The organism is Candidatus Avelusimicrobium sp. (genome assembly GCF_056976295.1).
This window is the reverse complement of record NZ_DBMCTG010000003.1, coordinates 121384-133141: the sequence shown is the minus strand read 5'-3', so window position 1 is coordinate 133141 and position 11758 is coordinate 121384. Positions and strand designations below refer to the sequence as shown.

Below are 11758 nucleotides of genomic sequence, written 5' to 3'. Positions count from 1 at the left end.
TTCTGTTTTTTTGGCCCAGGAACTCTCAATTAAAAGAGGCGCAAGCTAAAGATATAACATTCAGTGGAAGGATTTGGGTATATATCTGTAAGAGTTTGAATCGCACTCTCGTAGAGTTCCGTTTGTTCTGTTGTTGGATTAGATGTGTAAATTGAGCAAACCATTTGAAATGCTACGCCAATTTACGTTATGATACTTGTTATCGATTATACTAATTAAAATGCTGGACTTAAGGCTTTTTCTCTGACCGATACGGCAAGTAGTAAAACAATTTTGCCCAATGTTATCTAGGCTATTAATTACCATACCTATTGTTTAAAATCTTTGTGTACCATAAATTAAATTTTGAAAGTTAAATTTTGGGGCAAAAAGATACAAAAAGCCTAAAATAGCCCTTTTTTCTATCTTTTGGAGTTGCACCAAGAATCTATCTTTTCTGTATTAGCAGTTGATAAACAAAAAATCCCCGACGGGGAACGGAGGTGAATGGGCCAAAATACAATTAAAAATTCCCGTCTTAACTTCGACGGGAAAATAAATGGGGTGGATGACGAGATTTGAACCCGCGACCTCCGGTTCCACAGACCGGCGCTCTAACCAGCTGAGCTACATCCACCATAAATCGGTACTATATTATACCAATTTTCCGGTGCGTGTGCCAAAATTATTCTTTCCGCGTGGCTTTTTCCCTAGAAAAGTTCACCCGTACTAATCTTTCAATTAGCCTTAGCGGGAAAGTGGGAGCGTAGGCAACGCTGACGGCTCCCGCTTACCGCAATTCCCCGGGCTTAATCATTGGGCCGATAAACGGGCCTTGCGCATAAGAAAAGCCCAATGCTTTAATGCGGTCCATATCCGCTTGGCTGGCCACGTCATCTGCCGCCAAAAAGATGCCCAACTCTTGGCAGACTTTGCCCAAAGATTGTGCCAACATATTGCTTTTGCGGTCTGGGGATTTGGTCCACATTTGCCGTCCGATTTTTACACCGTCTATCGGCATTTCTTTAAATGCGGGCGACACAAGCCCTGTGTAGCGCACGGTTAAATTGAACCCTTTTTGTTTCAGTTCTTCTCCGGCTGTTTTTAAGCGCGCGTTTAAAATGTGGCGCTTCGTTTCCGTCAGTTCTAAATAAAGCCACTTAGTAGCCACCTTCATTTCTTGGGCTTTGGCCGCCAAACGGTCCGCAAAGCCCGGCGCAATTAAATGTTCGTCGGCAATTTTAACCACTAAGGGTATCATCTGTTTGTCTTGTGCTTGCCAGTTGGCGAGTGTATCCAATGCGGAGTCTAATAAGTAACGGTCGTATTGGTAGATAAAGCCATTCTTTTCAAACACCGGGCGGAAAACTGTTTGTTCCAACGGGTCTTGGCGGCCGGGCACGGGCCAGTCCGCCACCGCTTCGGCCGCGAAAAGGGAGTCATCTTTCAAAGAGCGGATAGGCTCCACAAAAAAACGGAATTCCTTTTTTTCTATGCCTTGACGCATCCGGCTTTCAATGAGGGCCTCTTCGGTGAGTTCCTGGTGCCATCTCTTTTGATAGAAAGCCACAATTTCATCGTAGCGGCCCTTGATGCGTTTTTTTGCTACGCACGCACGGTTGTACATTTCCTGTGCAGATTCGTTTCTATCCTCAATAACATATACCCCAAAGGCCAACATCAGCGCAAAGGTCTTTTTGTCCTCCGTTTGAAAATTGGTAATTTGTTCAGCCAACAGTTCCAAGCGGTTTTTTAATTCCCCTTCGCTTGTATAGTGTAGTAGCATAGCAAAGCGGTCCGCATACACGCGGGTGAACAGTTCGTCCGGCTTTAAACTCTCTTGTATCACGCGGGCCAAATGTTTGAGTAAGGTATCGCCTGTTTTAAAGCCGTAACGCTCGTTAAACGATTGGAATTTACCTACATCCATTGCTACCAGTGCGTAAGGTTGATGGGTATTTTCGCGGATAAGTTGCTCCATTTCCGGGCGGATAGCGGCTAAATTTTTGCCTCGGGTAAGCGGGTCAATAAAGGCGGCTACAAATAATTTTCTCCGGGTTTTTTTCTGCTGGAAATAAATATAGCCCCACGCGCACAGGCCGGCGGCTACGACCAGCAAACACAACCCTAAAAGCCACCAGACGAGCACATTGATTTGATGGGTCATTTGTGCGGTAGGAACGACGGACAGCAGATACCAGTCGTTAATATTTAAGGGCTGGTAACTAATGTGCAGTTCGCCTTTTTCGGCAGAGGAATATCTTACAGTGCCGCTTTGGCGCTGGTGCATCGGCTCGCGGAGAGATTGGGCTAACTGACCCCGCGGGTCGTCTGGCAGATTAAAAATGTTTACCACTTGGCTGACGGCGTTCTTGTGTACGGCGCGGGCCACGCTGTCCCCGGTTGCGCGGACAATAGCGGAATAACCTTCTCCGCGGAAACTTTGCGTGTCTAACTCTTTGGCAAATTCTTCTACCGAGCGCGTAGCAAACAAAACGCCGATAATTTTGCCGTTTCTGTGGGCAGGGACGGCTTCTACCAAAATATCTTTTCCGTCTGCCGAATCCGTAATGCGTTCCGAAATGTTGGCTTCGCCCGCGATAGCCTTTTGAAAATGCTTCTCGCCGGAAATATCCAATAATAAGCCGTCGCTTAACATTGCCATACCGTCCGGGCGGACAAAACCCATACGCTTGAAATTATTAATAGCAGATTCGTTTTTCATCAAGCGGTCAATGTGGCTGGCGGTCGGCTTGGAAAGAGATTCAATAGCCGTGGCAATAGAGCGAAGTAAGGTTAAATCGTTGTGGATTTGCGTTTCCACCTCGTCGGTGGTTTGCCGGGCGACTTCTTCCAAGTACATAGTGCGGTTACGCTCTAAGGTGCGTTCAATCTGGTTTACATACAAAAAAATGCCTGTGGATAATACGGCGGTACAGAGCAAAATAATTACGGAAATTTTTTTAAAAGAAAGCGAATCAGTCATTTCAGCCCCCTGTGAAGAAAAAGAGCCGCAATCCGGCGGCTCTTTTTACTTTACCATTTTTCAAGGTGGATTTTTTCCGGGTCAAAGCGGTCAATGTCCGGCTTTTGTTCATCCGGGTAACCCAGTGCAATTACGTTAAGCGGTTTAACATAATCCGGCAAGCCAAACATTTTGGCTAATGCATTCATACGTTCTTCGTTGGGATAAACCCCCAGCCATACGCTGCCGATACCCAGTTCGGTGGCGGCCAGTAAAATATTTTGCGTAGCCGCCCCGCAATCGGCCATCCAGTAGCCCGGCGCGTGTTCCTTTTTCGTGTTGCCGCATACAATAATGGCACAGGCGGCTTCCTTTAACATTTGCGCATACGGATGAACCGTCGTAATTTTGTGCAGCGTGTTTTTATCTTGCACAACGATAAATTCCCACTCTTGGCAGTTGCGCGCCGTAGGTGCCATCATAGCCGCACGCAAAAGCGTGGTAATATCACCCTTTTCAATCGGTTTGTCCGTAAAACGGCGGATACTGCGCCGCTTTAAAATACCTTCTATTACGTTCATTTGTTACCCCCTTTTTTAAGCCGCAATACTTTTTCTTTAAAGAAGCGGGCCAAACCCCCGCGTGCGGTTTCGCGGTAGTCCTTGTTCATATCCAGGCCCGTTTGCATCATAGTGGCTAAAACATCATCGTAAGAAACGCGGTTATCCCCGTCGGACATTAGGGCATAGGTGGCGCAGTCCAACGCGCGGGAAGCGGCCAGCGCGTTGCGCTCTATGCACGGAATTTGCACAAGTCCGTCCACCGGGTCGCAGGTAAGCCCCAAGTGGTGTTCCAAGCCCATTTCCGCCGCGTATGCAATACGGCGGTTGTCGCCGCCTTCTAATTGACAGACGGCTGCTGCTGCCATAGCACACGCTACGCCCACTTCTCCTTGGCAACCTACTTCCGCACCGGAAATAGAGGCATTGGTTTTGGCCATATTGCCAAACAAACTGGCGGTAGCCAGGGCATGTAAAATAGTGGTATCTTCAAATTCGTAAATTTCTTGGATTAAACGGCACACCGCAGGCACGACACCACAGGAACCGCACGTGGGCGCGGTAACTACTACTCCGCCCGCGGCATTTTCTTCCGAGCAAGCCAACGCATAGGAGAACAGGTTATTCATCCGGCGCAGGTATTGGGGGGAGTTTTCGGCCTTATACAGATAACGGCGGGCTTTACGTTCCAAATTTAAAGAGCCGGGCAGCACGCCACGCTTTTCCAAACCTCGGTTCATAGTGGTTTGCATTGTTTTCCAAATAGTACCTAGGTATTTCCAAATATCAGCCCCTTCAAACTCCTCCACATATTCCCACAGCAGCATACGCTTGTCCGAGGTGTACTGTAAAATTTCCGCCATTGATTTATGCGGGTAAATATTGTTGATTTCCCGCCCGAAGGCTTCGTCGGTGCGGATATCTCCCCCGCCAATACTGTACGCCACTTGCGCGCCCATAACGTGCCCGGCTTTGTCTAGGGCTTCAAAGCGCATTGCATTGGGGTGTTTGGGCAGAAAAGTATCGTATTCCCACTCAATAGTAACAGGTTTTGGATAAAAGGCTTCTTTAATAGCGAAGTCGGTCAAGTGCCCCTTGCCGGTAGCGGCTAAGGAACCGTAAAGTACCGCCCGAAAGGATTCGGCGGTCGGATAAGTGCGGTTGAACGCGTCGGCCGCTTTGCGCGGGCCCATTGTATGGCTGCTGGAAGGGCCCATACCGATTTTGTATAACTCTTTAAGCGATTGCATAGTGCTCCCTAAAATGGGGGATATATAAAAAATGTTATCATAATTTATATGAATATTCTATCTGCTTTATTGGTGGCACTGGGGTTATCTATGGATAATCTGGCTGTTACGATTGCTTCCGGCTGTTCCCACCAAAACAAAATTTCCCTGTCTTATATCGGTAAAGTGAGTGCGCTGTTTGCTGTGGCACATTTTATGATGTTTTCCGTGGGTTGGTTAGGCGGGGCTGGGGTTGACCGCTATATCGGCGCGGTGGACCATTGGATTGCCTTTGGTATTTTGGCCTTTATCGGTGCTCGTATGGTAAAGGAAGCGCAAAATCCGCAGGTAGAAAAAGAGACCGGAGTGTTGCACTCCTTTAAAACCTTGCTTGCTTTGTCGGTGGCAACGAGTTTGGATGCGCTTTTGGTGGGCATTGGACTCGCGTTTACCGGGATGCCTTTCTGGGTAACGGTGGTTACACTGGTGTCGTGTGTGTTTGTTACCAGTTGGGCGGGGTTTTATTTGGGAGCGTTTTTGGGGTGCAGGTTTGGCAAGGTGATGGAAACCCTTGGCGGGCTTGCGTTAATTTTAATTGGCCTTAAATTATTGCTAGAAGGGCTGGGCATTTGGTAAAATGCAGGTATCTCAACCGGGAGGTTCCCTATGGGCATAATTGCCGTGAGTATCATTTTTTTGTGTATTTGTGTGGATAATATGGTGTCTGCCAATATGTCCTCTATGAAGATGTCCCCTGAAAAAAAGAGCGTTTTTTCGGTTAAAATGACGCTGTTCTTTTCCTGCTTTAATGCTTTGTTTTTTGCGCTAGGGTATGGCATAAGTGCGATTTTCTTTCACAAATGGGCGTATTTTGCACATAATTGGGTGGCGTTTGCCTTTGTGCTTTTACTGGGCATTAAGTTTATGTTGGAATCTATTGAAAAATCGCCCAGTTTCAGCAACTTGGACGCAGATGATAACCGCAAAATGATAAAGGTGTCCTCTGTGTTTGCGTTCAATGCCTTTTTGGTGGGCTATGCGGTGGAAACAATGGAAAAGGCCTTTTTCCCGCAAGTGCTAATCTTGTTCGTGCTGACGTTCTTGATGACGCTTATTGGTTTTCACTTGGGCAGCCAGTCTTCTAAAACGATTGCCAGCAAAAAAGTAGAACTGGCCTCCGGCATTGTGCTGATTGTAATGGCGGTGCGGCTGATTATTTTGTAAAGCAATTTTTAGTTGGTTGTGTTCGGGCCCCGGTTTATTTTCTACCGGGGCCTGTTTGTTTATAACTACTGCTCACAATAAACCCTGGGCGTAAGCCTGGGGAGTTTCATATAAAAAACCGCGCCCGTAAAGAGCGCGGTTTTTAGTAAAACTAAAACGGCTTATTTGGCCAGTTGTTTCCAAGAGTTGGCTTCGTCTTTGAGCGCTTTTTTAGCGTCTTTGGCGGCCTTTTTGGCTTCGGCTTTCTTGGCCTCATTGGCTTCTTTTTGCGCTTTGGATTTGGCCTTAGCGTCGGCTTTGGCTTGTTTTAAAGCGTCCTTTTGAGCCTTGGCTTTCGCTTTGGCGTCTTTTTCGGCTTTTTTAGCGTTGGCTTTGGCTGTTTCGGCCTTTGTCTTGGCATCAGATTTAGCCTTGGCCGCTTTGGTTTTGGCATCCGCTTTGGCGGTGGTGGCTTTGGCTTTTAAATCTTTTTCAGCTTTTTTAGCATTGGCTTTGGCATCAGCCTTAGCCTGTTTGGCTTTCGCTTTGGCCTGGGCCTTGGCTTCGGCGGCTTTGTTCTTGCTGTCAGCAGAGTTGTTGGAGGCCTTAGCCGCTTCCAACTTGGCTTTGGCATTGGCTTTTTTGGTTTCCAGATTCTTTCTTAACGTGGTTACCTTGGACATCGTGCATTCGTTAATGCAGGTTACATCCGCAGCGGCGCAACCGCAGTTATCGGTAGCGGCGAAAGCGGCAGTCGGCCACGCGGCGGACAACGTCAACGCGAGCGCGAACAAGATTGTTTTCTTCATTTTGTTTCTCCTTTTGAAATTTAAATATCTTACTTTTTTATTTTACAAAAATTCGTTTTACGCACTCAACGCCCGATTTTTAATTAATTTTTTTTCTTGGCGGAGGATGTAATTTTGATAAAATAATATATATGGAAACGATAGTTGCTTCTACCCCTTGGTGGATAAATGCGCTTTTAGGTATAGTGGTAGCCAATTTATTGGTGTGGCCGCTTGCGTCGCGCTGGGTGGAAAGCCACTTGGAAATTTTCCTTTTAATGGTCGGCGCCGCGGCGGTAACCATTAGCGGCGGTTGGAGCGTAGATTTTATTTACGAAACCTTGCAATATCCCGTTAATGTGGCGTTTATCGTGCTGGTTGTAAGCGTTATCTTCAATAATTATTCCCGCTATATTTTCCGCGTGCTTTTTGCGTTCTTCCGCAAATTAGAGCCGCAATACAGTTTTGCCCTGTTGGTGTTTTTGCTTGGAATTACGTCTTCCCTCGTCAGCGTAACAGTGGCGGCTTTGGTTTTGGCCGAAGTATTAAAGGTTGTTAATTTGGAGCGTCTCTCCACCGTTCGGATTACCGTTTTTGCCTGCTACGCTATTGGGTTGGGCGCAGTGCTTACGCCGCTTGCCGAACCGTTGGGGCTAATTATTAATAACGCTCTTACCGGGGCGCCGCACTTTGCGGATTTCTTCTTTTTAATGCGTCATTTCTTTGTGTGGATTGCTCCCGCCATTTTGCTTTTGTCTGCGGCGGCGGGATATTCGGCGCGCCACGCGGGTACTACGATGCAAATGCACATCCGCGAGGATAAAGAAACATACGGCTCTATGTTGCGCCGGACGTGGCATATCTATATGTTCGTGGCTGCACTTAATTTAATTAGCGCGGGGTTGCGCCCCTTGGCCCAAAGTACCATTACACATTTGGGCGGAAAAGTCCTCTTTTTGGCCAATGCGGTGTCTGTGATTATTGATAACGCGACCTTGGCCGCGATTGAAATTGTACCCACTATCTCTATGAACGACCTTATCTATATGGTGATCGGTCTGGCGGCGTTTGGAAGTATGCTGGTTCAGGGGAATTTGCCCAACATTGTGGCGGCTGAAAAGTTGGGCATTAAAAGCCGCGAGTGGGCTTCTGTTGCCGTGCCGACAGGTCTTGTGCTGATGGGGGCTTACTTCATCATTTTGTGGATTGCTTTATAGGCCTGGGCCTATATCAAACAGGGCCTTTTGGCCCTTGTGGCCTGCTTACCTAATTAGTACCCTATATAGAGGGGAAAATATGAAAAAATACTTAATTTTTGTTTTAGCCTGTCTAATGGCTGCGCCTTCTTTCGCGCAAAAAGTTCCAAAAGCACCTAAAATAAAAGGACAGGCGCGTATTATCAAACAGCAAGTCCGCACGCTCGGACAAGCAAATGCGCTTACACAAATTCCGCTTTCTACGTTTGTATTAAATAATGTGCGCAAAGTGCAGGGGAAAGTGATTTTATCAGCCCCCGTGCCGAATATTCCGCAAAGCAGTTTAATTGCCGAGCGGCTAATAGCGCAGACTTTGCCGCCTACGGAGCCGTTCCGTTTGCCGCTTTTATTGATTGACCCGTCGTATGAACAGCGTTTGGCGGTAGCAAAGCAATACAAAACCACCTTGGAGAATTTCCAACAATTTAAAAAGGAAATTAATCCCGTTTTATATTATCAGATGAAACCGTCCGAACGGCGCGTTTTGCCCGCTGTGGAAAAAGCCCGTTGGGTGGATAAAATTTTGGCAATGCACAACCAACTGCGCGCGCTGAATATTTTAGTGGCGCCGCACGACCAACCCTTGGTTCAAGCCAATCTGTATGTGCAGTATGCCATGGAAACGATAGAGCCAAACTTTGTGGGACTGTTAGATTCCGGCTTGCGGGAAAAAAGGACGGACCGCAAATTTAACCAAAAGGAATTTATGATGGAACCGCCGAAAGATGGAAGACTTGCCTCCTTGAAAAATTATTTGCCCTATTCGTTGCGTTTGCACCAGGCCGCAAACAAAATGCCTGCCGGTATTAAAATGGCCGTACTAAACGACCGCGCAAGTGCGTTGGAGGCTATACAAGATAAGCATAAAACGGTTTTCTGCCCCAAATGGGAAATTACTACCTATCACGATACGGAAGCGTTATTAAACGATATTAAATACGGACGTGTGCAATACGACATTATCCTTACGGACTTAATGGTGCCGGGCGGCGGCGGGTATTATTTAACGGCGTCCTTGCGCCACCAAGGTTTTGGCGGGGTTATTTTGGCCGCTACGGCTTTTCAGCCCGAGGAACGGCTTAGTATTGGGCTTTTTAATAAAGGGTTTGACGGTATGCTTTCTCTGCCGGAAAACTTTGAATTGAATAAAGAGTGGCCGCTGGAAATGATGGAGCATTTTAACAATTATTTCTATTACCGGGATTTAAACGGTTGGAAGCGGTAAGAGAACTTTTTTCAGCAAACGCGGTTAGGTTTCGGCCTGCCGCGTTTTTTGTTTGACAGGTTAAAGAAACCTAGTTATAATGGAAATATCTGTTCTTTTCGTAATACACGAAATTATAAGTTGTCTGCCGTAAACAGGAGCGCTCGCTCCGCCGTTGCTTTAAACGCTTAATTTTTATAAGAGAGGAACGCGTATGACAGACCGTTTCGCACCTGCCGTAAAGATTCTGCAAGACCATCAGTACGATAGTGCCAAGTTAATCCCTATTTTGCAAAAAGTACAAGACGAATATACTTATCTGCCCGAAGATATTATGCGTTTTGTGGCTAACGAATTGGATATTTCGCCTGCCAAAGTGTTTGGTGTGGCCACTTTTTTTGCGCACTTTGCCATTACCCCAAAAGGCAAACACATTATCAAAGTGTGCAACGGTACGGCCTGCCACGTCAAGGGTTCGTCCTTTGTTATTAATACGGTCAAAGATAAACTGAAATTAAAAGACGGACAAGACACCACCGCAGACGGAATGTTTACGTTAGAGTGCGTTTCCTGTTTGGGGGCGTGCGGTTTGGCTCCCGTAATGGTAGTGGACGATGTGGTTCACGGTCAAATCACCCCGGCTAAGGCCGTAGAAATTATTGACGAAATTGCCCGACAGGAGACCAAAAATGCCGACTAAAAATATTGAACAAATAGCCGAAGAATATAACTCGGCTTACAAAAAAATTACCGGACGTGTGGTTATTTGCGGCGGTACAGGGTGTATTGCCGGCGGTTCTAAAAAGGTGTACCAGGCTTTTCAAGAAGAAATGGAAAAACGCAAAATCGGCTTTTGCTTGCAAATTACCAAAGATTGCCACGAGAACTATTTGAGTTTTTCCGGATGCCGCGGTTTTTGTGCGCAAGGCCCGTTGGTGAGCGTGGGCGATATTTTTTATACCAAAGTAAAACCGGCGGACGTACCCGAAATCGTGGAAAAAACACTTTTAAAAGGTGAAGTGATTGACCGTTTGTTATATCATAATCCGGCCAATAACCAAAAGGCCAAAACAGTCGCCGATATTCCCTTTTATGCCCAGCAGGAACGCATTTTACTGCACGATTGCGGGCGCATTAATCCCGAAGATATCAACGAATATATTGCGCACGGCGGTTATCAGCAAGCCAAGCGCGCCTATACGGAAATGACAGATGCGGAAGTTTGCAAAGAGATGATTGCTTCCGGCCTGCGCGGCCGCGGCGGGGGCGGTTTTCCTACGGGCAAAAAGTGGGATTTAACCCGCGTGGAACCGGGACCTAAAAAATACGTCATTTGCAACGCGGACGAGGGCGACCCGGGCGCGTTTATGGACAGAAGTGTAATGGAAGGAAACCCTAACGCGGTTTTGGAAGGGATGATGATAGCCGCACGGGCGATTGGCGCGGACGAGGGATATATTTATGTGCGTATGGAATATCCGTTGGCTATTGAGCGCGTGCGCACCGCTATTAAACAGGCCGAAGTCTTGGGCTTATTGGGCGAAAATATTTTTGGTTCCGGTAAGAATTTTAAAATTCATGTAATGGAAGGAGCCGGAGCCTTTGTTTGCGGAGAGGAAACCGCCTTGATTGCGTCTGTGGAGGGCAAGCGCGGTATGCCTAAAATTAAGCCGCCTTTCCCCAGCCAATGCGGGCTTTTTGGCAAACCGACCGTTATTAATAACGTGGAAACCTTGGCTACCGTAGCCAAAGTGCTTGAAATGGGGGCAGAGGCCTTCCGCAAAATCGGCACCTTGGGCAGCCCGGGTACGAAAACCTTTGCCGTAACGGGGCATATTGCCAATACAGGCTTGGTGGAAGTGCCCATGGGGACCACCTTGCGCCAAGTGATTGATGATGTGGCCGGCGGTACCACTAATGACGACGGTACTGTTAATAAAGCCGCTTTTAAAGCCGCGCAAATCGGCGGGCCGTCCGGCGGATGTTTGACACGGGAGCATTTGGACCTTCCGTTAGATTTTGATTCCTTAAAATCAGTAGGCGCGATGGTGGGTTCCGGCGGACTTGTGGTAATGAACGACAAAACCTGTATGGTTAATGTGGCCCGCTTTTTCTTGGAATTTACACAACGCGAATCTTGCGGTAAATGCGTTCCGTGCCGCGAGGGCACCGAGCAAATGCTTACGATGTTAAATGATATTGTGGAAGGGCGCGCCACCTTAAAAACCTTGGAAAACTTGGAAGACTTAGCCAAGGCGGTGCAAAAGGCTTCCCTGTGTGCTTTGGGCAAGACGGCTCCCAATCCGGTGCTTTCCACCCTCAAACATTTTAAAGAGGAATACTTGGCGCACGTGGTGGATAAACGCTGTCCGGCGGGCGTGTGCAAAGCCTTGGCGCGTTTTGAAATTAGAGAGAACAAATGTAAGGGGTGCGGTATGTGTAAACGCGCCTGCCCGGTGCAAGCCATCAGCGGCGAAGTGGGCAAACCCCACCACATTGACCCCAAAAAGTGCATTAAATGCGGTGGTTGTAAATCCACCTGTAAATTCGGCGCGGTTGTAACGGGAGCGTAAT

General features: G+C 47.4%; 10 protein-coding genes and 1 tRNA gene. 6 read left to right on the top strand and 5 right to left on the bottom strand.

Going from position 1 to position 11758, the window contains the following annotated elements:
* Positions 1 to 539 precede the first annotated feature (539 nt).
* The 4 genes from ACZOTW_RS02430 to ACZOTW_RS02415 all read right to left on the bottom strand — a co-directional run bounded on the left by ACZOTW_RS02430 (position 540) and on the right by ACZOTW_RS02415 (position 4754).
* Positions 540 to 616 (bottom strand) — tRNA-His (locus ACZOTW_RS02430).
* A 153-nt stretch (positions 617 to 769) separates the two neighbouring features.
* Positions 770 to 2965, bottom strand: coding sequence for an EAL domain-containing protein (locus tag ACZOTW_RS02425; protein ID WP_483997397.1), 2196 nt, complete (start codon positions 2963 to 2965; stop codon positions 770 to 772).
* A gap of 50 nt (positions 2966 to 3015) precedes the next feature.
* Positions 3016 to 3516 (bottom strand): nitroreductase family protein, encoded by a 501-nt coding sequence (locus ACZOTW_RS02420; RefSeq protein WP_428044975.1) that lies wholly within the window; start codon positions 3514 to 3516, stop codon positions 3016 to 3018.
* Positions 3517 to 3521: 5 nt separating this feature from the next.
* Complete coding sequence (locus ACZOTW_RS02415; protein ID WP_483997396.1) at positions 3522 to 4754, bottom strand: L-serine ammonia-lyase; 1233 nt, start codon at positions 4752 to 4754, stop codon at positions 3522 to 3524.
* A gap of 48 nt (positions 4755 to 4802) precedes the next feature.
* Here ACZOTW_RS02415 and ACZOTW_RS02410 point away from each other — a divergent pair, with 48 nt between their 5' ends.
* Both ACZOTW_RS02410 and ACZOTW_RS02405 read left to right on the top strand, forming a co-directional pair.
* Positions 4803 to 5369, top strand: a complete 567-nt coding sequence (locus tag ACZOTW_RS02410; RefSeq protein WP_483997395.1) for a manganese efflux pump MntP — start codon at positions 4803 to 4805, stop codon at positions 5367 to 5369.
* Between the two features lie 30 nt (positions 5370 to 5399).
* Positions 5400 to 5957 (top strand): manganese efflux pump MntP, encoded by a 558-nt coding sequence (locus tag ACZOTW_RS02405; RefSeq protein ID WP_483997394.1) that lies wholly within the window; start codon positions 5400 to 5402, stop codon positions 5955 to 5957.
* 161 nt (positions 5958 to 6118) lie between these two features.
* Here ACZOTW_RS02405 and ACZOTW_RS02400 read toward each other — a convergent pair whose 3' ends face one another.
* Positions 6119 to 6745, bottom strand: coding sequence for a hypothetical protein (locus ACZOTW_RS02400; RefSeq protein ID WP_483997393.1), 627 nt, complete (start codon positions 6743 to 6745; stop codon positions 6119 to 6121).
* Positions 6746 to 6876: 131 nt separating this feature from the next.
* Between ACZOTW_RS02400 and ACZOTW_RS02395 the strand changes: the two genes are divergently transcribed.
* From ACZOTW_RS02395 to ACZOTW_RS02380, 4 genes are all read left to right on the top strand, one after another.
* A complete protein-coding gene (locus ACZOTW_RS02395) occupies positions 6877 to 7941 on the top strand; it encodes a DUF1646 family protein (protein ID WP_428037481.1) in 1065 nt (354 codons plus the stop codon).
* Between the two features lie 79 nt (positions 7942 to 8020).
* A complete protein-coding gene (locus ACZOTW_RS02390; RefSeq protein ID WP_428042498.1) occupies positions 8021 to 9205 on the top strand; it encodes a response regulator transcription factor in 1185 nt (394 codons plus the stop codon).
* 193 nt (positions 9206 to 9398) lie between these two features.
* A complete protein-coding gene (locus ACZOTW_RS02385; protein WP_483997392.1) occupies positions 9399 to 9884 on the top strand; it encodes an NADH-quinone oxidoreductase subunit NuoE family protein in 486 nt (161 codons plus the stop codon).
* Positions 9874 to 11757 (top strand): NADH-ubiquinone oxidoreductase-F iron-sulfur binding region domain-containing protein, encoded by a 1884-nt coding sequence (locus tag ACZOTW_RS02380; protein ID WP_483997391.1) that lies wholly within the window; start codon positions 9874 to 9876, stop codon positions 11755 to 11757. The genes ACZOTW_RS02385 and ACZOTW_RS02380 overlap by 11 nt, the downstream gene beginning before the upstream one ends.
* Position 11758: the final 1 nt, after the last annotated feature.